Source organism: Halorubrum sp. CSM-61, from assembly GCF_003781945.1.
Lineage (GTDB): Archaea > Halobacteriota > Halobacteria > Halobacteriales > Haloferacaceae > Halorubrum.
Map to the genome: position 1 here is coordinate 1 of NZ_RJJW01000014.1, position 22,643 is coordinate 22,643.

Below are 22,643 nucleotides of genomic sequence, written 5' to 3' on the forward strand. Positions count from 1 at the left end.
TACGAGCGTTCTTCGATGAGTTCGTCAAGTTTCTCTTGAACGAACGACGAAAGGTTGAGGTGGTTGTCCTCCACCCACTCGGCTTGGTCGTCACGGATAGAGATATTCTTGCGCGTTGCCACACCACATAATACACAAAATACACAAATAAGAGTTGCGGTTGCGTGGGCCTGTGGGCCGAGTGTCGGACGTATATGAGAACTGTGCGGCGCTGTATCCCCTCCCTACTCGCTCGCTTCGCTCGCTCGTTGAGGAAGGGGCCTTAGCGCCTCAGTTCAGGTAAACAGCGCGAGGATGTGCGTGATGGCCGCCATGCTGGTGTTGCCGTCGGTGGGACCAGCGGTGTCGACCTCTGAGACGGAGGACATGGTTCGGAATTCGGCGCGAAATATTTAATTGTTGTCGCGGTCGGTCGTCGGGACCCCTTCGTCGCTCGCCGCCTCCGCCCCGAGCGTACTCGCTTCCCCCTCGGGCACGTCGTGGGTCCACCGCGCCTCGATCTCTCGGTTCGCCAAGACCACGCGGTCGCCGCCGTCGGTGTCGATCCGGGTCTTGCGGAGTTCGATCGCGGCGACGGTGCCCGTCACGCCCTTCGCCTCCACCCGGTAGCCCGGGTTGAAGTCGGGGTCGCGGAGGAGGTAGACGCCGGCCACCGTGTCTTCGATCATCTCGGAGAGCGCGTAGGAGACGCCCAGCGCGATGAACCCGACCGCGGTGCCGAGACTCGCCGCGATGTCGCCCATGCCGACGACCTTCAGGAAGGTGAGTGCGACGCCGAACCACAGGAAGATCGACACGAGCGTGACGATCAGGTTCCCCACGAGTTCGCGGTCGCCCGCGTACACTCGCCTGACCGGGCGGCGGACGAGCGCGAGGACGACCCGAACCGTCACGTACGCCAGCGCGAGGAACACCAGCCCCGAGAGCAGCCGCGGGACGGCGACGACCAGTCCCTCGACGAAGTTCGTGAGCGACCGCGCGAGCAACGACGGTATCTGTGTCATGACCCACGGGAGGGCGGCCGTCAGTGAAAATCTGGTGGGGGCGGAGGGGCTCCACGTCCCTCGCCCGACCCCCGCCGCCGACCCCGCAAGCGCAACGCCTGTAAGCACGCGGAGAGAGGGGATTCGTATGACCGTCTGTGAAGCGCCGGGGAAGGTGTACCTCTTCGGCGAACACGCCGTCGTCTACGGCGAGCCCGCCGTCCCGGCGGCGATCGAGCGACGCGCCGCGGTGACCGCCGAGCCGCGCTCGGACGACCACGTCCGCGTCGAGGCCGAGGACCTCTCGCTCGACGGGTTCACGGTGGAGTACTCCGGCGGCACCGGGGACCGCCCCGACGTGGACGTGCCGACCCCGCTGGTCGAGGCCGCGATGGGCTACGTCGACGCCGCGGTCGAGCAGGCGCGGGACGCGGCCGACGCCCCCGACGCCGGCTTCGACATCACCGTCGAGAGCGACATCCCGCTCGGCGCGGGGCTCGGCTCCTCCGCGGCCGTCGTGGTCGCGGGGATCGACGCCGCGACCCGCGCGCTCGGCGAACCGCTCGACCGCCGCGAGCTCGCCGAGCGCGCGTACCGCGCCGAGTACGAGGTACAGGACGGGCAGGCCTCCCGGGCCGACACCTTCTGCTCGACGATGGGCGGGGCGGTCCGCGTCGAGGGCGACGACTGCGAGCCGATCGAGGCGCCGAACCTCCCGTTCGTCGTCGGCTTCGACGGCGGCGCCGGCGACACCGGCGAGCTCGTCGCCGGCGTCGGCGAGCTCCGCGAGGAGTACGGGTTCGCCGCCGACACGGTCGAGTCGATCGGCGACCTGGTCAGGACCGGCGAGGACCTGCTCGAAGACGCCGACCCCGGTGCCGACCCGTCGCCGGAGCTGCTCGCGGAGCTCGGCGAGCTGATGGACTTCAACCACGGACTGTTGGCCGCGCTCGGCGTCTCCGCGCGCTCGCTCGACGCGATGGTGTGGGCCGCCCGCGACGCCGGCGCGCGCGGCGCGAAGCTCACCGGCGCGGGCGGCGGCGGCTGCATCGTCGCGCTCGACGCGACCGGCGCGACGGAGACGGCGCTCTCCTTCACGCAGGGCTGCGAGGAGGCGTTCCGCGCCGAGCTCGCGACGGAGGGCGTCCGGGTGGTGGAGCCGTGACGGGCGGCGATGGCGCTCCGGGTGATGCCTCCGACGCGGCCCCCGACGTCGACCCCGCACCGCCCGTCGTCCTCAAGCTCGGCGGGAGCCTGATCACGGAGAAGGACCGCCCGGAGACGCTCGACGGCGACGCGCTGGCCGCGGCCTGCGACGCGGTCGCGGGCGCGCTCGCCGACGGCGCGGTCGAGCGGCTCGTCGTCGTCCACGGCGGCGGGAGCTTCGGCCACCACCAGGCCAGCGAGCACGGCGTCTCGACGACCGCGGGGACGGGCGACGCGGACGCGGTGATGGACATCCACGGCGCGATGACGACGCTGAACCGGGCGGTCCTCGACCGCCTCCGCGAGCGGGACGTGCCCGCGGTGCCGGTCCACCCCCTGTCGCTTGCGGCCCGCCCCGAGGGAGTCGACGGCGACCTCGACCTGCCGCTCTCCTCGACGGCGACGCTGCTCGGCGGGGGGTTCGTCCCCGTGCTCCACGGCGACGGCGTCGCGACCGCGGGCGCGGGCGTCACCGTCGTCTCCGGGGACGAGCTGGTCGTCGAACTGGCCGCCGGGCTCGGGGCGCGTCGGGTCGGCGTCTGCTCGACGGTTCCGGGCGTCCTCGACGGCGACGGAGCGGTGATCCCCGCCATCGACTCGTTCGACGCGGTCGCCGACGCGCTGGGCGCGAGCGACGCGACCGACGTGTCGGGCGGGATGGCCGCGAAGGTCCGGGAGCTGCTGGCGCTCGACGCCCCCGCGCACGTGTTCGGCGCGGAAGGGCTGGCGCCGTTCCTGCGCGGCGAGGACGCCGGGACGCGGATCGATTAGGCCGAGCCGTTCGAACCGCCCGAATCGTCCGATATCGGTTCGGCGCCGCGGACGATACACACGTGACCGCCGTCGGTCGTGTGCGTGAGCACGAGCCGTTCGCGCACCCGCCCGCCGTCGACGGAGTCGACCGTCGCCTCGCCGGTCCAGTACCCCTCCTCGGTCACGATCGGGAGAATGTCCTCTGTGAACCGATCGACTTCGTCGTCCGGGTAGAACCGCTCCCAGTGGGTCCCGATCAGCGTCTCTCGCTCGGTCCCGTACACCGACGCGTACGCCTCGTTGGCGAAGAGGTACGTCCCGTCCGCTCCCAGGATTCCGATCGGTTCGCTCGCGGCCTCCAGCGCGGCGATACTGCGCTCGACCTGTCGGCCGAGCCGGTGACGCTCGACCGCGTTTCGGAGCCGGTTGGCGAGCATCTCGAACTGGTCGGCGCCGCCGCCCTTCTGGAGGTAGTCGGTGACGCCCGCCGTGATGGCCTCGCTGGCGACCTCCTCGCTCCCCTTCCCGGTGAAGAGGACGAACGGGAACTCCGGATCGATATCGCGGACGCGTTCGAGGAAGTCGATCCCGTTCCCGTCGGGGAGATCGTAGTCGCAGACGACCGCGTCGAACGGTTCCTCATCGAACCGATCTCCGGCCTCAGCCACCGTTCGAGCGCCCTCGTGATCGATCGGCGCGTCGATCCGGTCGAGGTACGTGGCGGTGAGGTCGGCGAACGCCGGGTCGTCTTCGACGTGGAGTAGCCGGATCGTCGCAGTCGGCTCCGTCCCGTCGTGCATATCGAAACGCTATCTCGTCACACCATAAGCACTTCGACGACCGCAACGATCCGGAGGTCGACGGGGCGACGCCCGGCCGTACAGAACCCTTATTCGACCCACGACCCTCCCTCCGAGCATGAACGAAGCGGACGTACGGGGGCGGCTCGCGGACGTGCGGGACCCCGACCTCGGCGACGACATCGTCTCGCTCGGCCTGGTGAACGACGTCGAGATCGACGAGGACGGGACCGGGACGATCCGCGTCTCGCTCGCGCTCGGCGCCCCCTTCTCCCCGCACGAGTCGGGAATCGCCGACGACGTGCGGGACGCGCTCGCGGACACCGGCCTCGACGTGGAGTTATCGGCGTCGATCCCGGACGAGTTGGACGCGGACGAACAGGTGTTGCCGGGCGTGCAAAACGTGATCGCGGTCGCCTCCGGGAAGGGGGGCGTCGGCAAGTCGACGATGGCCGTCAACGTCGCGGCGGGGCTCTCGGAGCTCGGCGCGCGCGTCGGGCTCTTCGACGCCGACGTGTACGGGCCGAACGTCCCCCGGATGGTCTCGGCCGAGGAGCGCCCCCAGACCGACGGCGAGACGATCGTCCCGCCCGAGCGCTTCGGCGTGAAGCTGATGAGCATGGACTTCCTCACCGGCGAGGACGACCCGGTCATCTGGCGCGGGCCGATGGTTCACAAGATCATCACCCAGCTCGTCGAGGACGTGGAGTGGGGCGAGCTGGACTACCTCGTGATGGACCTGCCGCCCGGGACCGGCGACACCCAGCTCACGATCCTCCAGACGCTTCCGCTGACGGGGGCCGTGATCGTCACGACGCCCCAGGAGGTCGCGCTCGACGACGCGGTGAAGGGGCTCCGGATGTTCGGCAAACACGACACCAACGTCCTCGGAATCGCGGAGAACATGGCCGGCTTCCGATGTCCGGACTGCGGCGGCTTCCACGAGATCTTCGGCTCCGGCGGCGGGAAGGCGCTGGCCCAAGAGCACGATCTGCCCTTCTTAGGCGGCGTCCCGCTCGACCCCGCGGTCCGGACCGGCGGCGACGACGGTGAACCGGTCGTCTTGGAAGAGGGCGAGACGGCGGACGCGTTCCGGGTGATCGTGGAGAACGTCGCGAACAACGCCGGGGTCGTGCGCCGTCGCGAGGTGAGCGGGGGGCGATGAGCGGGGAGCGAAGCGAGTCGGACGGTGATAAGGGTGAGCGCGGCGGCGAGCACGCCGATCCCCTCGACGCCGCCGGGGTCGACCCGATCGTTCCCGACGCGGCGGGCGAGGCGTTCGCCGAGGACGACGAGGTCCGCGCGTTCCTCCGGGAGATCGCCGCCGACGTGCGGGGCGACAGCTCCGAGAGCAAGCAGCTCTCCGCGATCCTCTACCGCGTGTCGGACCTGTACGACCCCGACGAGCAGACCTCACCGGAGGAGATCTACCTGAACGTTCGGCACATCATGAAGATCAAAGATCAGGGCGGGATCGAGCGGTAGAGCCGGGCTAGATCGGTTTCGGCGGTGGGTGGGTGCGACAGCGAAGCGTCGCTCACGGCCGCACCGTTCCTCCGCCTACTCGTCGTCGGCGACCGACTCGACGACCTCGACGCTCCCGGTGAGCTGCCGGTGGACGTACGGGATGTCGATACCGGCCTCGTCGAACGCCTCCTTCACCGCGGTGACGTACTCCGAGCGCACGCGGACGAAGTCGCCGCGGTCCGGCTCCGAGATCCACCAGCGACACTGTAGCCCCACGTCGGAGTCGCCGAGCTCGACGAGGCGGACGGAGGGCCCGGGGTCGTCGAGGATCTCCTCGTGGGCCTCGGCCTTCTCGACGATGATGTCCGTCGCCTGCGAGATGTCGTCGTCGTAGCCGATCCCGAAGACGAACTTCTGCCGGAGCGTCTCGTAGGCGACCGGGTTGGTGACGGCGTTGTTCGCGAGGTCGCCGTTCGGCACCGTGATCCGCTCGTTGTCGAAGGTGCGGACGCGCGAGACCCGCAGGTCGATGTCCTCGACGCGGCCCGCGTTCCCGTCCCACTCGATCCAGTCGCCGACCTCGAACGGCTTGTCCTTCAGGATGAAGATCCCGGCGACGAAGTTGCCGAGGAGGTCCTGCGCCGCGAATCCGACCGCGAGCGCGATGGCGCCGCCGAAGACGGCGAACGCCGAGAGGAACGCGCCGTAGCCGGCCACCGTGAACCCGATCGCGATCGCCGCGACCCACACGACCGCGTTGGCCACGCTCGTCCCGAGGCTCCGCACCGCGTCGTCGAACCCACGCGACCCGAGGACGCGTCGCACGCCCGGAACGAAGGCGTACTTTCCGAACAACAACACGGCGAGGAAACCGACGACGAAGCCGACCACCGCCGTCCCGATGCCGGCGAGGTCAACCGCGTTCGCGATCCTGTCGAGCTGTAGGAGTACCATCGTCCTTGCGTATGGAGGGGTATTTAAAGAAGCTACTGGCATCGCAGTCGTTTATTCGCGCCGATCGCTCAGTCGCCGCGTGCCGGGCGAGGGTCGAGCGGACCGTTCCCCCGCGCGACGCTTCGGAGCCGACGCCCGTGCGCGTCGTCCTCCCGCATCCGGTCGCGGACCGCCGGCGGGACCCACGCGTCGCGGTTCCTCGGCGCCGGGGCGGGATCGACCTCGGCCGGCCGGAGGCCGTCCGGGAGGTACCGCGCGTAGGTCGGGAGGCGCTCGCGCAGCGGCATCCCGCCCGCGTCGGCGACCGCCCGGAGCCCGTCGAGGTCGGGCCACGCGTAGTCCGGGTTGACGTAGTCGTCGGTGACGGGGGAGACGCCGCCGAGGTCGTCGATCCCGCAGTCGACGAGGTCGGCCGCGGGCGAGAGGTTCGGCGGCACCTGCACCGACACCTCCGGCGGGAGCGCGGCCCGCGCCATCGCGACGACACGGCGCATCGTCTCTGGGTCGGGCCGCTCGAAGTCCGACCGCTCGTTCGGGACGACGTTCTGGACGATCACCTCCTGGACGTGGCCGTGTCGCTCGTGGAGCTCGCGGATCGCCAGCAGGCTCTCCGCACGGTCGCGCGGGTCCTCGCCGATGCCGACGAGGATGCCGGTGGTGAAGGGCACGCCCTGCCGACCCGCCGCGCGGATCGTGTTGAGCCGCTGGCCGGGGGTCTTCCGGCGGCCGCCGCTGTGCGCGTCGACGTCCGCGGTGGTCTCCAGCATGACGCCCATCGAGGCGTTCACCTCCCGGAGCTCCGCGAACGCCGCCTCCGTGAGATCGCCGGGGTTCGAATGGGGGAGCAGCCCCTCCTCCAAGGCGATCTCGCAGGCGCGATGGAGGTACTCCAGTATCGAGTCGAATCCCCACTCGTCGAGCTGGTCGTGGACCGCGGTGTACCGGTCGTCGGGCTCGTCGCCGAAGGTGAAAAGCGCCTCCGTGCAGCCGGCGTCGGCCCCGACGCGGCACCGGCGGCGGACCTCCTCGGGCGACAGCAGCGACGCCTCGCCGGGGACGTCGTAGTAGGTGCAGTAGGTGCAGGTGTACCGACACGCGGTCGTCAGCGGGACGAAGACGTTCCGGGCGAAGGTGAGCCGGTCGGCGGGCTCGACGTCGTCTGGCGTCACCGAGAGCAGCCGCTGGACGCGCTCCGCGTCGGGCTCGATCTCGATCCCGTACTCCTCGGCGGCCGCGAACACGCCTCCCCCTCCGCGGTCCGGAGTCAAAAAGGATCGCGGTCGCGGATACGCCCGCGTCACCGCGAGGTCGCCATCACGGGAACCGACCTCACTCCCGCTCGACGCCGACCCGCCCGTCCGTCGTATCGAGCGCGAAGCCGGCGCCGCGGAGCCACCGCGCCGCTCTCGGCTCTCTCGTGTCGTCGGCGTCGTCCCCGCCGTCGCCGTCGATGGCGTCTGCCTCGGCGTGGATAAGTAGTTCCGCGAGGTCGGCCGGCTCGTCGACGTCGGTCGCGAGGCGGTGCGAGTCGACCACCGCGACGCTCGCGCCGGCCTCCTCGGCGATCCGCCGGTGGTCGAGGTAGGAGGCGCCGTGGTAGTCGACCCGGAACGCTGGGTGACCGGCGACGAACGCGTTCGTGCCGCCGCCGCGGCCGGGCGCGATCGCCACGTCGGCCTCGCGGCCGGCCGCGAACAGCTCACGCAGGGCGTCCGGCGTCGCGAGCGCGAGGTCGGCCATGACGACCGCGACGCGCTCGGCGGCGTCGCTCTCGCCGTGTTCGTCTCCGAGCCGCGCGTCGAGCGCCGCGTTGACCGCCTCCGTCAGGGGGCGGTCGTCGACCGTCACCGGACAGGGGAGGTCGGCGTCGATCGGACCGGTTGCCAACACCCGCGGCTCGCCGCCGGCCGCCGCGACCGCGTCCAGCACGTCCCGGAGCATCGCGAGCGCGAACGCGACGCGCTCGTCGGACGCGAGGACGCCCGAGAGTCGCGACTTGGGGCGGTCGGTCGAGAACGGGACGAGGACCTCCATCTGGAGGGTCGGTTCAGAACAGCGATTCGAGCTCGTCGCCGTCGTCGCTGACGAGGTCGTCGAGGTTCTCGTCGCTCTCCTCGCGGATCTCGTCTAAGTTGTCCTGCGCCTCGATGGCGACCTGCTGGAGCTCCTTGATCCGCGGGACGTTGGTGACGCCCGCCAGCAAGATGACGGTCGCGACGAAGCCGGCGCCGCGGTACGGGTAGTCGCCGCCCCGGACCTCCATCGAGCCGGTCTGCTCTTCGAGCCACTTCCGCCCGCGCTCGATACCTTTCCGGTTGAGGTACTCCGGCGGCCCCGCGAGCACGAGCAGCGCCCGTTCGGCGCCCTCGATCTCGCAGGGCAGCGTGAGTCGGCCCAGCGCCGCCTTCCGGACGAGGCTGGTGATCCGGTTGGTGGTGTGGGCGCTGTCGAGCTCGTCCTCGCCGCCGTCGTCGCGGAGCCGCGAGAGCAGCCCGCCCGAGGTGCGCTCCTCGACCTCCTCCTCCGCGTAGCCGACGGTGGAGACGCCGCCGCCGGAGAGCGTGTTGATGATCTCCGAGGAGTCGACGACGCTCTCGGCGATCTCCTGGCCCTGTTGGACCTCGCCCGCGCCGAAGAGGATGCCGAACCGGCGGACGATCTCCTCGTTAATCTCCTCGTACCCGCCCTGCACGGACTCGCCCGTCTTCCGCCAGGCGTCGTTGTCGAACACCATCAGATTGTCCACCTCGCGGACGAACGTCTGGAACGAGCGTGCCGCGTTCAGGGTGTAGATCCCGCCCTCGTCGCTGCCAGGCAGGATGCCGAGCCCGTAGACGGGTTCGGTGTAGATCCGCTTGAGGTGCTTCGCGAGCACCGGCGCGCCGCCGGATCCGGTCCCGCCCCCGAGCCCGGCGACGACGAGGAACGCGTCGACCTCGTGGACCGGGATCGAGTCGATGGCACCCTGCACCTCGTCGATGTCCTCCTCGGCGATCTCGGCGCCGAGCTCGTTGTCCGCGCCGACGCCGTGGCCCTTCACCCGCGACTGGCCGATGAGCACGCGCTGGCTCTCGGCGACGTGTTCGAGGCCCATGAGGTCGGCCTTGGCCGTGTTGACGGCCGCGGCCGCCCGGACGATCTCCGAGCCCGTACGCTTGTCGTACTCCAGGAATTTGTCGACGACTTTCCCCCCCGCCTGTCCGAATCCGATCATTGCAAGTTTCATCGTGTGCTCCCTCCGCGTTTGAAATGAACAGAACGTGATCGCGTATTTAAATCTTCGGTTGCCGTTATTGGCCCTGATATTCCGTTCGTTGACACGAACGCTCGATCGACGCCCCGATCGACCGTCGCACGTCGCTTTCGTCTCTCGGTTTTCCTCCGATTAACCGCCATCACTCCACTCCGAGATGCGTTCCGAGGGTGGTCAGTTCCGCTGGATCGACGCCGAAGGACGTCACGTCGTTGTCGGCGGTCGTGTTGTCGAACTGCAACGACCGGTACTGGTCGGGTCCCATCGGAAATCCGGGGACGGCGCCGAGCACGCCGAGCCCGATCCGGGCGAGCGGCATCGGCAGGGGGACGATAGTGATCCCCTTCTGCTCGGCCTCGTACACGAGGTCGGTCACCTCGCGCAGGGTCAGGACCTCCGGGCCGCCCACCTCGTACGTCTCGCCGAGGTGTTCGTCCTCCTCCAGCGCCGCGACCAGCATCGGGACGAGGTCCTCGACGTGGATCGGCTGGAAGCGGGTCTTCCCGCCGCCGGGAAGCGGGTACAGCGGGACGCCCGGCGCGAACATCCCCTTCAGCCGCTTGGTGAAGGAGACGAACTCGCCGCCCTCGCCGAAGACGACCGAAGGCCGGAATATCGTCCAGTCGAGGTCGCTCTCGCGGACGATCCCCTCGGCCTCGCCCTTCGCGCGGATGTACGCGGTGTCGCCGTCGGGGTCGGCCCCGAGCGCGCTCAGCTGGAGGAACCGCTCGGCACCCCCCTCCTCGGCCGCACGCACGAGGTTCTCGGTGCCGCCGCGGTGGATCCGGTCGTGCATGACGTTCCCGCCCTTCGGCTCGAACAGCGGCGAGAGCGCGACCAGGTTCACCACCGCGTCCTGTCCGTCGACAGCCCCGGCGATCGAGTCGTAATCGGTGACGTCGCCCGTCGCGGACGCGACTCCCTCCGGGGTGTCGCCCGGCGAGCGCGAGAGGGCGGTCACCTCGTGGCCCCCCTCGGCGAGCGCGCGACAGAGGTACGACCCGATGAATCCGGTTCCGCCGGCTACCAACACTCTCATGCGCAGTACCTCGGGCGGAACGCCCGTAAACCTACCGCGGCGTCAGACGCGGCGGCGACGGGGAGTTAGGACCGGCGAAACCGGAACGGGGAGAGGCGTCGGCGTCAGCCTTCGTCGCTCCCTCATGCACCGTCGTCCGGGTCCGGAACCGTCAACACCGGCACCCGAGACGTGCGGACGGTGCGCTCGGCGACGCTCCCGAGCAGGTACCGCTCGACCCCGGTCCGCCCCTGCGTTCCCATGACCACGAGGTCGACGTCGTTCTCGTCGACGTACGCCTCGATCCCGCGCGCCGCGGACGACGCGACCTCGACGGTCTCCGTGACCTCGACGCCGGCCGCCTCGGCGGTCGCCGCCGCCTCCGCGACCGTCTCCTCGGCCCCCTCGACCAGCGCGTCCACGCCCGAATACCCCTCTTGACCCACGGCCCCGACGGCGACCACGTTGAGGACGTGGACCGTCGCCCCCGCGCGGTCGGCGAGGGTCAGCGCCCGATCGAGGGCGTCGTTCGCGCGCTCGCTCCCGTCGGTCGGGACGAGGACGTTCCGGTAGGGGTACCGCGCCGGCTCGCCGTCGGGGCGGATACTGAGCACCGGCACCGTCGACGCCCGGACGACGCGCTCGGTGGTGCTCCCGAGGAGCAGGCGGTCGAACCCCGTCCGGCCGCGGGTCGGCATCGCGACGAGGTCCGTCCCGTACTCCCCGGCGTACGCGGCGATCGTCTCGGCGACGCCGCCCTGCAGCACCTCGGTCACCGCCTCGACGCCGCGGTCGGCCGCGCGGTCCGCGGCCGCTTCGACGATCTCGTCGCCCTCGCGTTCGAGCACGTCGACGACGTCGCCACCGATGCGCGTGACGCTGTCGTGGGTCGTGTCGGCGACGTTGAGGACGTGGACGGTCGCGCCGTGGTCGGCGGCCAGATCCAAGACGTGATCGAACGCGGCGCTCGCCCCGTCGCTACCGTCGGTCGGGAACAGGATGCGGTCGAACATACGGCCACGGTCGCGGCCTGCGGACAAAAGGGCCGCGGCGGTTCGCCCTCACGGAGAGCCGGTGCGGGCGACCATCGGCCGCCGTCAGGCGTCGCGGTTCCCGTCGACGCCGTCGGAACCGTCGCCGGCGTCGTCGGCGCCGCCGGCTTCCTTCCCACTTTTGGCGTCACCGTCGTCGTCAGCGTCGCCGGCTCTCTCTCCGTTTTCGGCGTCGCCGTCGTCGGTCTCCTCGATCCGGACCGTCGAGATCCGGGCACCGTCGACGGCCGTGACCTCGAAAGCGTACCCGTCGTCCGAGACGGTGTCCCCCATCTCCGGGGTGCGACCGAGCCGATCGAGCACGAGTCCGCCGAGCGTCTCGAACCCGTCGCCGTCGAACTCGGTGCCGAGCGCGTCGTTGACGAGGGTCAGCGAGACCGAACCGTCGGCCTCGTAGGTCCCCGTCCCGGTCTTCCGGACCGCGTGTTCGCCGTCCTCCGAGTCGAACCCGTCGCGGAGGTCGCCGACGAGCGTCTCGACCGCGTCCTCGACGGTGACGATCCCCTCGAAGGCGCCCCACTCGTCGACCACCGCGGCCATCTGGCGGCTGTCCTCGCGGAACTGCACGAGGAGGTCGCTCAGCGACGTGGTCTCGGGGACGACCACGAGGTCGCGCGCGAGGTCGCCGGCCGTGACCGACTCGTCGCCCTCCTCGCCGGCGCGCAGCACGTCTTTCACGTCGACGAAGCCGACCACGCGGTCCGCGTCGTCGTCGCCCACCACCGGGTACCGAGTGTGGCCCGCGTCGAACACGGTCGCGCGGATCGCGGCGAGGTCGGCGTCGGCCGGGAGGCTTGTCACGTCCGGCCGGGGGACCATCGCCTCCCGAACCACCGTGTCGTCGAGTTCGAAGACGGCGTTGACCATCTCCACCTCGGTCTCGTCCACGTGTCCCGCCTCGCCGGAGCGCGCGAGCACGCGGCGGATCTCCCGCTCTTGCATCGTCTCGTCCGTCTCCGAGGCCGGCGGGACGCCGATTGCGCGCGTGAAGGCGTTGGCCGCCCCGTTGAACACGACGATACCGGGGGAGAACACGTAGTAGGAGAGCTTCATCGGCGGGGCCAAGAGCAATGCGACCCGCTCCGCCTGCGCGATGGCGATCGTCTTCGGCGCCAGCTCCCCGAAGACGACGTGGAGGAACGTGATGATGCTGAACCCGATCGCGAACGCAACGAGGTGGACGAGGTTCGCGGGGAGCAGCGGTCCGAGCGCCGGCTCGATCAGCGCCACGATCGCGGGTTCGCCGACCCACCCGAGCCCGAGCGACGCGAGCGTGATCCCGAGCTGCGTCGCCGCGAGGTAGTCGTCGAGACTCGCCATCACGTCCTGTAGCGCCCCCGATCCGGGCCGCCCCTCCGCGGCCAGCTGCTCGACAGAGGTGGAGCGGACGCGGACGAACGCGAACTCGCTCGCGACGAAGAACCCGTTCAACGCGACCAACACGAGCGCCGCGGCCACCCGGGTGACGGAGAGCGCGACGTCTACCATCGGCGCCTCCGCGGCACGCGGGAGTGGTGGGCGTGGTGGGCGTCACGGGCGTGACGGATGTCGGCGACCATGCCGGCGATTCCACGTGAAGCCACTAAAAGGGGCCGTCGGAACCCGGACCGTTTATTCCTCGCCGCGTCGGAGCGCGACCATGCTGATCACGCTGGAGGGGCTCGACGGAAGCGGGAAGACCACCGTCTGGGAGGCGCTTCACGACGTGTACCCCGACGCGACGTTCACCCGCGAGCCCACGGACAGCTGGTACGGGGAGGCGGTCGACCGGTCGATCGCCGACGACGACGCCGACCCGCTCGCGGAGCTGTTCCTGCTGACGGCCGACCACGCGGACCACCTCTCGGGGACGATCGAGCCCGCCCTCGCCGACGGCGCTCTCGTGATATCCGACCGCTACTCCGACTCCCGGTTCGCGTATCAGGCGGCGACGCTCGCGGCCAGCGACGTCGACATCGACCGTCCGCTGGAGTACATCCGGGGGATCCACGCCGCCTTCTCGCGGCCGCCGGACGCGACGATCTACCTCGACCTCGACGCGCGCGAGGCCGCCGAGCGCGCGGGCCGGACGAACAAGTTCGAGCAGGACGGCTACCTCGCCGCGGTCCGAGAGAACTACGAGCGGCTGATCGACGCCGAGCCGGGCCGATTCGTCCGCGTCGACGCCTCGCGGTCGCCGGAGGCGGTCATCGCGCGGGTCGAGGAGGTGCTCGCGGAGCTGGTGGGGAAGTAGGGGAGGGCAGTCTCGCAGGCTCTCCTCAGCCCGTGTCCGGCAGTTCCACGTCGTCCGGGGACGGGACGTAGAGGTAATCGATCGCGGCCCCCAACACGACGGGGAGCACGACCAGAAGCGCCACGACCAGCGTCGGGCTGCCGAGGTTGACCCCGGCGCCGACGTTGAGCACGCCGGTGAACACCAGCATCGAGATCAGAAGCAGCATCGGCGTCAACACGAGGGTGTACACGACCGCCCCCCACGACGTGTTCAGTCGGAGTCGGAAAAAGCGGGTCGCCACCCCGGCGATCAGCGTGTGGACGGCCACGAGGGCGACGAGGCTGACGAATCCGATCAGCGCGAGCATAGTCGGGCTACGGGCTCCCGGCATTTGCCCCTATCGGCCGGGGCGCGGCGCTCCCGTCGATTGGCGGGTCCGGGACCCACTCGGCCCCCCGGCCTAGAACCCGCCGCCGTTCCCCTGCTGGCGCGCCGCGGAGAGCAGCCCGTCGAGCGGCTCCTCGTACTCGTAGCCGGGGATGACGCCCTGCACGTACGTCCCCTCGACGAAGTCGATCAGCGCGCCGGCGTCGTCGACGCCGCGCCGCTCGTTGATCTCGGTCAGCTCGAAGCCGATCTCGATCTCGTCGTCGCCGACCGAGACGGTCGGGTCGAACTCGTGGTCGCCGCGGACGACCCCGCCCGCGTCGACGACGCGGAGCTCGAACGTCTCGATCCACCCCTCCTCGACCACGTCCGCGACCTCGTCGGCCGTCGTCGCCGAGAGGGTCGGCACCCGAACGGTCACCGCGAACCGGACCCGGCCGTCCCCGGCGGGCTCGGCGCGCACCTCGGCGTCGAAGGGGGTCGTCTCCGCGGTCCAGACCCCGTCGCCCGCGGGCTCGAAGGAGCCGTGGTCCGCGAACGCGCGGCGGACGCGGTCCGGCAGGTCGGTCTCGCTCATACCGGATCGTGACGCGGCGCGACCAAAAGCGCGTTGCGTCGGGGACGAGCCGATCGGTCGGCGTCATCGGTCGCGGGGTGCACCGCCCGGCGTCACCGGTAGTGGCACGCCGAGCCGATACTGGAGGGCCTTTGTACCCGGCCCGACGACGAGGGGTATGGCAGAGCAGTTCCGCTCGACGGAGGCGCTGATCGACGCGCTCGCGGACGCATCCTTCGACCGGCCGCCGGCGCTCGTCAGCAACGCGCACGTGACCGGGCTCGGCGTCGCCCGCGCGCTCGACGCCCACGGCGTGCCCGTGATCGCGCTCGACCGCGCCGGCGACGGTGTGGGCGGGGACGGGAGCGGCGAGGTCGGAAGCGACGGGACCGACGGCGACGGCACCCGCCGCCACGACGGTCTCGCGCCCCCCTCGAACGCGGTCGACTTCGCGGGCGCGGTGACGTACCCGCTCGACGACCTCGACGGGTTCCGCGGGGACGTGGAGTCGATCGTCGACGCGATCGGCCGCGAGGCGGTCGCGTTCGGCTGCATGGACGAGTGGGCGCTGGCGTACGCCGAGGCCGACCCGGAGGGCGTCCGGCTCCCCTTCGCCGGGATCGACACCCTCGACGACGTGTTGAACAAGTCCGAGCTGTACGCGACCTGCGAGGCGCTCGGCGTGCCGTACCCGGAGACGTACCGGCTCGAAGAGACGGCGGACGCGGCGACGGGAACCCCGGACGCCGACGCCACCGTCGACGAGGCGGCCGAGGCGCTCGGGTTCCCGCTCGTAGTGAAACCCGAGCTCAAGCGCGACTTCGAGGAGGCGTTCGGCACCAACGTGTTAGCGGTCGCGGACCGCGAGGAGTTCGCGGACGCGGTCGCGGCCGCGCGAGAGGAAGGGATCGCCGTGATGGCGCAGAAGCGGGTCGACATCGCGACCGGGAGGGACCACTCGCTCGCGTCGTACGTGCCCCCGTCGGGCGTCGAGGACGCGCTCGCGGTCGTCGGCAACGCCGCGGTGCGGTACCCCCAGCAGTTCGGGACCTCCTGTCTGGTGGAGACGGCGGACGAGCCGGCGATCGAGTCCCGCGCGCTGGCCGTGCTCGACGACGCCGGCTACCACGGGATCAGCGAGGCGGAGTTCGTGTACGACGGCGACCGCGGGGAGTTCCTCTTACTCGACGTCAACACCCGACCGTGGAAGTGGATCGGCATGCCGGTCGCCGCGGGCGCGAACCTCCCGATGGCGGCGTACGCCGCGGTCACCGACGCCGAGTACGAATCGCCGGGGACCGAGCCGACGCGCTGGGTGTACCTCCGCGACTACCTCGCGCTGCTCGCCGGCGACGACGCGTTCTGGGACCGGCTGTCGCCCGCCGACTGGCGGCGGCTCGTCGCCGGCGACTTCGAGCGCGAGGGGGACCTGACGACCGGCGTCTACCGCCCGTCCGACCCCGGGCCGGCCGCGAAGCTGTTCGAGACGGAGTTCGTCGACCGCGACTACTACTGCGCCTGCTGAGGGGGGTCGCGGTCGGTGCGGCCGACCCGTCGCTACCGGCGAAAGGATAACGCCGTTCGGCCGACAAGACGGGCACGTGACGACCGGAAACGCGGACCCGCCGGCGCTGTACGTCGTGCGCAACGAGGTCGACCCCGACTGCGAGTTCCACTGCGACGCGCTGGCGGCGGGGTTCCCGGACGCGGAGGCGGTCGACTTCGTCGCGGGCGACCGCGTCCCGCTCGACGAGGCGGACGGAGTCGTCCTGACCGGCAGCACGGCCGCCGTCTACGAGGCCGACAGCCGCCCGTGGATCGCCGAGCAGGAGGCGTTCGTCCGCGAGCTCGTCGATCGAGAGGTCCCGACGCTCGGCGTCTGTTTCGGGCACCAAGTGGTCAACTCGGCGCTCGGCGGGACCGTCGAGAAGGTCGGAACGACCGCGGGGCTCGTCGAGGCGACGCTCGCCGACGACCCCCTGTTCGACGGCGTCGGTCCGATCGTCGCGTCGCTTCACGGCGACGCCGTGACGGACCCCGGAGCGGGGATGGAGGTGATCGCGTCGGCGCCCCACGCTCGCGTGTTCGGCACGCGCCACCGGTCGGCGCCGCTGTGGACGTTCCAGTTCCATCCCGAACTCGACGCGTCGCACCGCGATCTGCTCGTGGAAAAGTACGACTGGGAGTCCGGCGGCCACTCGTTCGAGGACGTCACCGCCGGGAGGGTCTTCGAGAACTTCAGGGCGCTCGTCCGGGCGCGGACGGCGTAGTCGTCGCTCAGGTGAAGAGGTTCATCGATTGGGCGTAGGAGGGCGTCGTTCGAGTGTGGGGGACCCTCATTCGGGCGTAGAGGGGTGGTTCGCGCGGACCTTCCCCCCGTCCGTCACCGTCACGTAGCACTCGGCCATCCGGAACGACACGGACAGCGAAATGTCGTCCGTCTCCCCGGACTGCCGAGCGAGGCGCCCGAGCGCGTCCGGGTCGATGACGTCGTATAGCTGTTCGTCGACGTCGCGCTGGTCGATTCCGCGTTCGTCGGCGATCGTCGTGACGATGTCCCAACAGAGGTTGTCAACCGTATCAGCACTCATTGTTGCTCACCTGTAGAGAGACGCGTCGCGGGCATCCTGATTGTGGATACGCCAGTAGTATGTCAACCGAATACGCACTACGTGTGTAGCGTCCTCGTCGATCCGGACGAGACGGGGTTGTTGAAATCCTCAGCAGCCGACAGTGTTACACGCTTAATTGCTCAGCACAGATACAGCCGTGATCGATAGCGGGAGTGAGTATCGCAGATCGGTGGTGGCGAATCAGTACTTAAAGAATCCGTGAGCGATGGCGACGATCGCTTATAAATAACAACGCGGTGGCGCGCCCCGGTGAGCGGCCCGTAGGGCCGCGAACCGACGGTGCGAGGGAGTCGCTGGCGGCGACAGCCGCCAGCGACGAGGCTGGGGAGGCGTGAGGCTGTGCGGTCGGGTGGGACTCAAAGGGGCAGCCGCTGTGGGCGGCGCAGGCGACGTAAGCACCGCAACGAGGGAGCGAAGCGACTGAGTGAGGAGCGCAACGAGCGTGCGCCGCCCACAGCGGCTGGGGCTTTGGAGGTCGTCACCGCAGTGTCGCCGATCGCTTAAAAACAGCCGCCAGCAACACCGCTCGATCACGTATAAACAACCACTCTACAAGCGTGCTATACCCACTCCCGCTATCGATCAAGAACGACTCTTCATCGACTGGTCAGTTCGGAGTAGTTTGTATTTAAAGAAGATTGTAACAGAGCTCGGGTGACCGTTTCTCGGCCCTTCGATCTGGATCACGTACTACGGAGCGATCGTCACGATATATAAGAATACAATGTATTATATATTCTGGGTAATTCGAAAACACGGGATCGAATCTCCGTTTCCGTGGCTCACGGGGCATCGGCGCTCGATCGACGACTGAGACCGCCGAGAACGACCGTTTTAGGCCTCGTGTCAGACGAATGTCCGACTCCTGTCTCACTGAATCCTATATATTCGGGGACCGTACGTAAGACGTATGAACGCCGGTGAATACGACCGGTACGACCGGATCCGTGGCGTGCTCGCCGAGGCCGACGAGCCGCTGACGGCGCGAGAGATCCTCGCGCTCGCGGGGGAGTGCGAGGAGATCGACAGCACCCACCGCGTCGCCACCGTGCTGGGTCGCTGGGCCGAGCGCGGCGAAGTCGAGGTCATCGCCGATCGGCCCTACCGGTACCGGTTGACGGCCTGATCGGAGACCGCTCGGTCGATCCGGTCGATCGCTCCGATCGACCGCTCCGATCGACCGCTCCGAGGACGGCGAGGAGACGGCGTCGCGAACCACTTTTGAACGCCTGACTCGCGTCCGAAACCGATCGTCGAGCACCGTGGCACTCTCTAGCCACGCCATGAGACGACATACCTTGCGAAAATCGCAAAGACACTGCGAGATTCGTATTCTATCGCCGACCTTATTACGATGAGCGTATTCCGTCCGCGTAATGAGCGAGGACCGGACCATACTACTCATCGGTAGCGGACCGATCCAGATCGGACAGGCCGCCGAGTTCGACTACTCCGGCGCGCAGGCGTGTCGCGCGCTTCAGGAGGAGGGCGCCCGGGTCGTCTTGGTGAACTCCAACCCGGCGACGATCATGACGGACCCGGAGACGGCGGACCGGGTGTACATCGAGCCGATCACGCCCGAGGCGATCGCGGAGGTCGTCCGGATCGAGGAGCCAGACGGCGTCATCGCGGGACTCGGCGGCCAGACCGGGCTCAACGTCACCGCGGAGCTCGCCGAGGAGGGCATCCTCGACGAGTACGACGTCGAGGTGATGGGGACGCCGCTCGACACCATCTACGCGACGGAGGACCGCGACCTGTTCCGCCAGCGGATGGAGGGTCTGGGCCAGCCGGTGCCGAAGTCGACGACCATCTCGCTGGACGAGGGCGAGTCGGTCACCGACTTCGACGAGGCGGCCTTCCGCGAGCGCGTGCAGGAGGCGGTCGACTCGGTCGGCGGGCTCCCCGTCATCGCCCGGACGACGTACACCCTCGGCGGCTCCGGCTCCGGCGTCGTCGACGACTTCGAGGAGCTCGTCGAGCGCGTCCGCAAGGGGCTCCGCCTCTCGCGGAACAGCGAAGTGCTGGTCACCGAGTCCATCGCGGGCTGGGTCGAGCTGGAGTACGAGGTGATGCGGGACGCCGACGACTCCTGTATCATCATCTGTAACATGGAGAACATCGACCCGATGGGGATCCACACCGGCGAGTCGACGGTCGTCACCCCCTCGCAGGTGATCCCGGACGACGGGCACCAGGAGATGCGCGACGCGGCGCTCGAAGTCATCCGCGATCTGGGCATCCAGGGCGGCTGTAACATCCAGTTCGCGTGGCACGACGACGGCACCCCCGGCGGCGAGTACCGCGTGGTGGAAGTGAACCCGCGCGTGTCGCGCTCCTCGGCGCTCGCGTCGAAGGCGACCGGCTACCCGATCGCCCGCGTCACCGCGAAGGTCGCCTTGGGCAAGCGGCTCCACGAGATCGACAACGAGATCACCGGCGAGACGACCGCCGCCTTCGAGCCCGCGATCGACTACGTGGTGACGAAGGTGCCCCGGTGGCCCATCGACAAGTTCGACGACGTGGACTTCGAGCTCGGCACGGCGATGAAGTCCACGGGCGAGGCGATGGCGATCGGTCGGAACTTCGAGGAGAGCCTGCAGAAGTCGCTCCGCTCCTCCGAGTACGACCCGGCGGTCGACTGGGCCGACGTGGACGACGAGACCCTCGAGCGCGAGTACCTCGAAACGCCCACTCCCGATCGCCCGTACGCGATCTTCGAGGCGTTCGACCGCGGGTACACGGTCGACGACGTCGAGTCCCTGACCGGGATCAAACCGTGGTACCTCGAGCGCTTCGAGCGCGTGAGCGACTCGGCGCGGGCCGCGCAGAACGGCGAGTTCGCGCCGGCGGCGACCGCGGGCCACACGAACGCCGAGATCGCGGCGCTCGCCGGCGGCGGGACCGACGTGGACGCGGTCGAGGAAGCGGTCCCCGGCCGGACGTACAAACAGGTCGACACCTGCGCCGGCGAGTTCGCGGCTCAGACCCCGTACTACTACTCCGCCCGTCAGTCGGAGTTCGAACGGGGGCCGCTGAAGGGCGACGCCGCGGCCGGCGAGCTCGTCGTCGACAAGAGCGTCGACAGCGTGGTCGTCGTCGGCGGCGGACCGATCCGGATCGGCCAGGGCGTCGAGTTCGACTACTGCTCGGTCCACGCGGTGCAGGCGCTCCGGGAGCTCGGCATCGAGGCGCACGTCGTCAACAACAACCCCGAGACGGTGTCGACGGACTACGACACCTCTGACGGGCTGTTCTTCGACCCGATCACCGCCGAGGAGGTCGCCGATGTGGTCGAGGCGACCGGCGCCGACGGCGTGATGGTTCAGTTCGGCGGACAGACGTCGGTCAACATCGGCGAACCGCTCGAAGCGGAGCTCCGGCGTCGCGGGCTCGACTGCTCTATTCTGGGCACGAGCGTCGAGGCCATGGACTTAGCGGAGGACCGCGACCGGTTCAACGTCCTGATGGACGAGATGGGCGTCGCCCAGCCGAAGGGCGGCACCGCGACCAGCGAGACGGAGGCGCTCGAACTCGCCCACGACCTCGGTTATCCCGTCTTAGTGCGCCCCTCCTACGTCCTCGGCGGGCGCGCGATGCGCGTCGTCGAGGACGACGCGGAGCTCGAAGAGTACATCGAGGAGGCGGTCCGGGTCTCGCCGGACAAGCCCATCCTCGTCGACCAGTTCCTCGACGACGCGGTCGAACTGGACGTCGACGCCGTGGCGGACGGCGAGGACGTACTGTTAGGCGGCGTGATGGAACACGTCGAGAGCGCGGGCGTCCATTCGGGCGACTCCGCGTGTATGATCCCGCCGCGCTCGCTCGGCGACGAGACGCTCGGTCGGGTCCGCGAGGTCACCGAGGACATCGCCCGCGCGCTCGACACGGTCGGCCTGCTCAACGTCCAGCTCGCGGTGACGGGCGTGGGCGACGACGACGCCGAAAGCGAGGTGTACGTGTTGGAGGCGAACCCGCGCTCCTCCCGGACGGTCCCGTTCGTCTCGAAGGCGACGGGCGTCCCGATCGCGAAGCTCGCGGCGAAGGTGATGACCGACGACCTGACGCTCGACGACCTCGACGTCGACGAGCAGATCCCGGAGCACCGCAGCGTGAAGGAGGTCGTCCTCCCGTTCGACCGCCTGCCGGGCTCCGACCCGCGGCTCGGCCCGGAGATGAAGTCGACCGGCGAGGTCATGGGGACGGCCCGCTCGTTCGGCAAGGCGTACGACAAGGCGCAGGACGCGACGAACAAGCCCATCCCGGAGTCCGGAACCGCCGTCGTCGACCTCTCGGCCGACGAGTTCCCGGACCCGGACACCGAGGCCGGAGAGGCCCTCGTCGCGGGCTATGCCGAGCACTTCAAGCTGAGCGAGGCCACCGACCTGATCGAGGCCGCGAAGCGCGGCGAGATCGACCTCATCGTCTCGCGCCAGCGCGACCTGCTCGAGGTCGCGGTCGAGGAGGAGATCACCTACTTCTCGACGCACGCCTCCGCGAAGGCGGCCCTGGAGGCGATCGAGCACGCGGGCGACGACATCGACGTGATGGCGGTGTCGGACCGCCCGAAGCGCGTCGAGAACTGGGGCGCGGCGGAGTAGACCGCGGACCCGCCGCTGTCGACCTCGGACGCTATTTATAACGGCCCTCGGGATCGCGGCGATCCGTTTATAAGCGACACGCGGCCGGCGCGCGGATAGTTATAAGGCTTCCAGCGTTCCCCGATCGACGTCCTCGGCGGCCAGCGGCTCGCCGCCGTACTCCTCGACGAACGCGTCGACGTCGGCTTCCTCGCTGAACGGGATCAGCTCCGGTCCCATGGCGCCGACGACCTCGCTGCGCGCGACGACGGTGAGAGCGGGCATCCGGGAGAACGCCTCGCGCTCGACGTGCGAGGAGAACATCGTGTCGGAGCCCTCCTCGAACACCTCCTGCTCGACGAGCGAGTAGTCGGTGAGGAACGCCGCTCGCACGGTCCGCCCCGCGTCCTCCGCGTCGAACCGGTAGGTGTAGGTGCAGGTGCTGCTGCAGAACTGCCCCGGCCGTCCGCCCTCGGGCTCGTCGTCCTCGAAGTGGATCTGTCCGACCGGGCCGGGATGGTCCTCGACGATCATGCCGCACTGGTCACAGGCCCGCTCGCCGTCGAGCGAGATCGGGGTGATCGACGCGCTCTCGTCGCCCAGACAGCCGGCGGCGGCGAGCGAGAGTCCCGCGCCGACCCCGGTGAGCAGGCGCCGACGTGACACCGACGACGGTTCGGATTCAGTCATCACTCGATAGTTGCGAAACGACCGTCTTAGGCCCTCGGAACCGATTCATCTCGTCGTTCGAGGAACGAACCAGATCGGATAAACCCCGGCCGATCG

General features: G+C 69.6%; 22 protein-coding genes. 9 read left to right on the plus strand and 13 right to left on the minus strand.

From position 1 onward, the window contains the following. Positions 1 to 392 precede the first annotated feature (392 nt). Positions 393 to 1,004 (minus strand): mechanosensitive ion channel domain-containing protein, encoded by a 612-nt coding sequence (locus tag EDM04_RS17570; protein ID WP_123624418.1) that lies wholly within the window; start codon positions 1,002 to 1,004, stop codon positions 393 to 395. A gap of 127 nt (positions 1,005 to 1,131) precedes the next feature. Between EDM04_RS17570 and mvk the strand changes: the two genes are divergently transcribed. Together mvk and EDM04_RS17580 are read left to right on the plus strand one after the other, a co-directional pair. After that, positions 1,132 to 2,148, plus strand: a complete 1,017-nt coding sequence (gene mvk, locus EDM04_RS17575) for a mevalonate kinase (protein ID WP_123624420.1) — start codon at positions 1,132 to 1,134, stop codon at positions 2,146 to 2,148. Next, the gene (locus EDM04_RS17580) at positions 2,145 to 2,960 is read left to right on the plus strand and encodes an isopentenyl phosphate kinase (RefSeq protein ID WP_123624422.1); all 816 of its coding nucleotides are present in this window, start codon (positions 2,145 to 2,147) and stop codon (positions 2,958 to 2,960) included. Before mvk ends, EDM04_RS17580 begins: the two co-directional genes overlap by 4 nt. On the opposite strand, the gene EDM04_RS17585 is transcribed toward EDM04_RS17580, so the two are convergent. Next, positions 2,957 to 3,742 carry a response regulator gene (locus EDM04_RS17585; protein ID WP_123624424.1) on the minus strand — a complete coding sequence of 262 codons (786 nt, stop codon included), beginning with the start codon at positions 3,740 to 3,742 and terminating at the stop codon, positions 2,957 to 2,959. The genes EDM04_RS17580 and EDM04_RS17585 overlap by 4 nt on opposite strands. A 118-nt stretch (positions 3,743 to 3,860) precedes the next feature. On the opposite strand from EDM04_RS17585, the gene EDM04_RS17590 reads away from it, so the two are divergent. Both EDM04_RS17590 and EDM04_RS17595 read left to right on the plus strand, forming a co-directional pair. Continuing rightward, complete coding sequence (locus EDM04_RS17590; protein WP_123624426.1) at positions 3,861 to 4,907, plus strand: Mrp/NBP35 family ATP-binding protein; 1,047 nt, start codon at positions 3,861 to 3,863, stop codon at positions 4,905 to 4,907. Further along, on the plus strand, positions 4,904 to 5,227 hold the full coding sequence (locus EDM04_RS17595) for a hypothetical protein (RefSeq protein WP_123624428.1): 324 nt from the start codon (positions 4,904 to 4,906) through the stop codon (positions 5,225 to 5,227). Before EDM04_RS17590 ends, EDM04_RS17595 begins: the two co-directional genes overlap by 4 nt. A 75-nt stretch (positions 5,228 to 5,302) precedes the next feature. Here the strand turns inward: EDM04_RS17595 and EDM04_RS17600 are convergent, their stop codons facing one another. The 7 genes from EDM04_RS17600 to EDM04_RS17630 all read right to left on the minus strand — a co-directional run bounded on the left by EDM04_RS17600 (position 5,303) and on the right by EDM04_RS17630 (position 12,974). Then, positions 5,303 to 6,163 carry a mechanosensitive ion channel family protein gene (locus EDM04_RS17600; protein ID WP_123624430.1) on the minus strand — a complete coding sequence of 287 codons (861 nt, stop codon included), beginning with the start codon at positions 6,161 to 6,163 and terminating at the stop codon, positions 5,303 to 5,305. A 68-nt stretch (positions 6,164 to 6,231) separates the two neighbouring features. Then, positions 6,232 to 7,404, minus strand: coding sequence for a 7,8-didemethyl-8-hydroxy-5-deazariboflavin synthase subunit CofG (gene cofG / locus EDM04_RS17605; protein ID WP_123624432.1), 1,173 nt, complete (start codon positions 7,402 to 7,404; stop codon positions 6,232 to 6,234). 88 nt (positions 7,405 to 7,492) lie between these two features. Further along, positions 7,493 to 8,197: a 2-phospho-L-lactate guanylyltransferase gene (cofC, locus tag EDM04_RS17610; RefSeq protein WP_123624434.1), complete on the minus strand. Its 705-nt coding sequence runs from the start codon at positions 8,195 to 8,197 to the stop codon at positions 7,493 to 7,495. 13 nt (positions 8,198 to 8,210) lie between these two features. Next, positions 8,211 to 9,389, minus strand: coding sequence for a tubulin/FtsZ family protein (locus EDM04_RS17615; RefSeq protein WP_206424492.1), 1,179 nt, complete (start codon positions 9,387 to 9,389; stop codon positions 8,211 to 8,213). A gap of 169 nt (positions 9,390 to 9,558) precedes the next feature. Next, entirely contained in the window at positions 9,559 to 10,455 is an 897-nt protein-coding gene (locus tag EDM04_RS17620) for a complex I NDUFA9 subunit family protein (RefSeq protein WP_123624436.1), read from the minus strand. Positions 10,456 to 10,577: 122 nt separating this feature from the next. Continuing rightward, positions 10,578 to 11,447: a universal stress protein gene (locus EDM04_RS17625; RefSeq protein ID WP_123624438.1), complete on the minus strand. Its 870-nt coding sequence runs from the start codon at positions 11,445 to 11,447 to the stop codon at positions 10,578 to 10,580. 84 nt (positions 11,448 to 11,531) lie between these two features. After that, the gene (locus EDM04_RS17630) at positions 11,532 to 12,974 is read right to left on the minus strand and encodes a hemolysin family protein (protein WP_123624440.1); all 1,443 of its coding nucleotides are present in this window, start codon (positions 12,972 to 12,974) and stop codon (positions 11,532 to 11,534) included. A 151-nt stretch (positions 12,975 to 13,125) separates the two neighbouring features. Between EDM04_RS17630 and tmk the strand changes: the two genes are divergently transcribed. Then, positions 13,126 to 13,719 carry a dTMP kinase gene (tmk, locus tag EDM04_RS17635; RefSeq protein ID WP_123624442.1) on the plus strand — a complete coding sequence of 198 codons (594 nt, stop codon included), beginning with the start codon at positions 13,126 to 13,128 and terminating at the stop codon, positions 13,717 to 13,719. Between the two features lie 25 nt (positions 13,720 to 13,744). On the opposite strand, the gene EDM04_RS17640 is transcribed toward tmk, so the two are convergent. Both EDM04_RS17640 and EDM04_RS17645 read right to left on the minus strand, forming a co-directional pair. Beyond that, entirely contained in the window at positions 13,745 to 14,068 is a 324-nt protein-coding gene (locus tag EDM04_RS17640; protein WP_123624444.1) for a hypothetical protein, read from the minus strand. Between the two features lie 93 nt (positions 14,069 to 14,161). Then, on the minus strand, positions 14,162 to 14,665 hold the full coding sequence (locus tag EDM04_RS17645) for a DUF5813 family protein (protein WP_123624446.1): 504 nt from the start codon (positions 14,663 to 14,665) through the stop codon (positions 14,162 to 14,164). 157 nt (positions 14,666 to 14,822) lie between these two features. Here EDM04_RS17645 and EDM04_RS17650 point away from each other — a divergent pair, with 157 nt between their 5' ends. Beyond that, positions 14,823 to 16,169, plus strand: a complete 1,347-nt coding sequence (locus EDM04_RS17650) for a carboxylate--amine ligase (RefSeq protein WP_123624448.1) — start codon at positions 14,823 to 14,825, stop codon at positions 16,167 to 16,169. 76 nt (positions 16,170 to 16,245) lie between these two features. Then, positions 16,246 to 16,914, plus strand: coding sequence for a type 1 glutamine amidotransferase (locus tag EDM04_RS17655; protein WP_123624450.1), 669 nt, complete (start codon positions 16,246 to 16,248; stop codon positions 16,912 to 16,914). Positions 16,915 to 16,980: 66 nt separating this feature from the next. Here the strand turns inward: EDM04_RS17655 and EDM04_RS17660 are convergent, their stop codons facing one another. Continuing rightward, positions 16,981 to 17,235 (minus strand): HalOD1 output domain-containing protein, encoded by a 255-nt coding sequence (locus tag EDM04_RS17660; protein ID WP_123624452.1) that lies wholly within the window; start codon positions 17,233 to 17,235, stop codon positions 16,981 to 16,983. Between the two features lie 952 nt (positions 17,236 to 18,187). Here EDM04_RS17660 and EDM04_RS17665 point away from each other — a divergent pair. Together EDM04_RS17665 and carB are read left to right on the plus strand one after the other, a co-directional pair. Further along, on the plus strand, positions 18,188 to 18,403 hold the full coding sequence (locus EDM04_RS17665; RefSeq protein WP_123624454.1) for a hypothetical protein: 216 nt from the start codon (positions 18,188 to 18,190) through the stop codon (positions 18,401 to 18,403). 250 nt (positions 18,404 to 18,653) lie between these two features. Then, the gene (gene carB / locus EDM04_RS17670) at positions 18,654 to 21,878 is read left to right on the plus strand and encodes a carbamoyl-phosphate synthase large subunit (RefSeq protein WP_123624456.1); all 3,225 of its coding nucleotides are present in this window, start codon (positions 18,654 to 18,656) and stop codon (positions 21,876 to 21,878) included. A 99-nt stretch (positions 21,879 to 21,977) separates the two neighbouring features. On the opposite strand, the gene EDM04_RS17675 is transcribed toward carB, so the two are convergent. Further along, positions 21,978 to 22,547 carry a nitrous oxide reductase accessory protein NosL gene (locus EDM04_RS17675; RefSeq protein ID WP_123624458.1) on the minus strand — a complete coding sequence of 190 codons (570 nt, stop codon included), beginning with the start codon at positions 22,545 to 22,547 and terminating at the stop codon, positions 21,978 to 21,980. Positions 22,548 to 22,643: the final 96 nt, after the last annotated feature.

Coding starts and splice junctions, on each gene's coding strand:
- tmk (WP_123624442.1), top strand. CDS start 13,126: ATGCTGATCACGCTGGAGGGGCTCGACGGAAGCGGGAAGACCACCGTC.
- EDM04_RS17630 (WP_123624440.1), bottom strand. CDS start 12,974: ATGGTAGACGTCGCGCTCTCCGTCACCCGGGTGGCCGCGGCGCTCGTG.
- EDM04_RS17640 (WP_123624444.1), bottom strand. CDS start 14,068: ATGCTCGCGCTGATCGGATTCGTCAGCCTCGTCGCCCTCGTGGCCGTC.
- EDM04_RS17615 (WP_206424492.1), bottom strand. CDS start 9,389: ATGAAACTTGCAATGATCGGATTCGGACAGGCGGGGGGGAAAGTCGTC.
- EDM04_RS17675 (WP_123624458.1), bottom strand. CDS start 22,547: ATGACTGAATCCGAACCGTCGTCGGTGTCACGTCGGCGCCTGCTCACC.
- mvk (WP_123624420.1), top strand. CDS start 1,132: ATGACCGTCTGTGAAGCGCCGGGGAAGGTGTACCTCTTCGGCGAACAC.
- EDM04_RS17600 (WP_123624430.1), bottom strand. CDS start 6,163: ATGGTACTCCTACAGCTCGACAGGATCGCGAACGCGGTTGACCTCGCC.
- EDM04_RS17620 (WP_123624436.1), bottom strand. CDS start 10,455: ATGAGAGTGTTGGTAGCCGGCGGAACCGGATTCATCGGGTCGTACCTC.
- EDM04_RS17645 (WP_123624446.1), bottom strand. CDS start 14,665: ATGAGCGAGACCGACCTGCCGGACCGCGTCCGCCGCGCGTTCGCGGAC.
- EDM04_RS17590 (WP_123624426.1), top strand. CDS start 3,861: ATGAACGAAGCGGACGTACGGGGGCGGCTCGCGGACGTGCGGGACCCC.
- EDM04_RS17650 (WP_123624448.1), top strand. CDS start 14,823: ATGGCAGAGCAGTTCCGCTCGACGGAGGCGCTGATCGACGCGCTCGCG.
- EDM04_RS17595 (WP_123624428.1), top strand. CDS start 4,904: ATGAGCGGGGAGCGAAGCGAGTCGGACGGTGATAAGGGTGAGCGCGGC.
- EDM04_RS17665 (WP_123624454.1), top strand. CDS start 18,188: ATGAACGCCGGTGAATACGACCGGTACGACCGGATCCGTGGCGTGCTC.
- carB (WP_123624456.1), top strand. CDS start 18,654: ATGAGCGAGGACCGGACCATACTACTCATCGGTAGCGGACCGATCCAG.
- cofC (WP_123624434.1), bottom strand. CDS start 8,197: ATGGAGGTCCTCGTCCCGTTCTCGACCGACCGCCCCAAGTCGCGACTC.
- EDM04_RS17625 (WP_123624438.1), bottom strand. CDS start 11,447: ATGTTCGACCGCATCCTGTTCCCGACCGACGGTAGCGACGGGGCGAGC.
- EDM04_RS17585 (WP_123624424.1), bottom strand. CDS start 3,742: ATGCACGACGGGACGGAGCCGACTGCGACGATCCGGCTACTCCACGTC.
- EDM04_RS17660 (WP_123624452.1), bottom strand. CDS start 17,235: ATGAGTGCTGATACGGTTGACAACCTCTGTTGGGACATCGTCACGACG.
- EDM04_RS17570 (WP_123624418.1), bottom strand. CDS start 1,004: ATGACACAGATACCGTCGTTGCTCGCGCGGTCGCTCACGAACTTCGTC.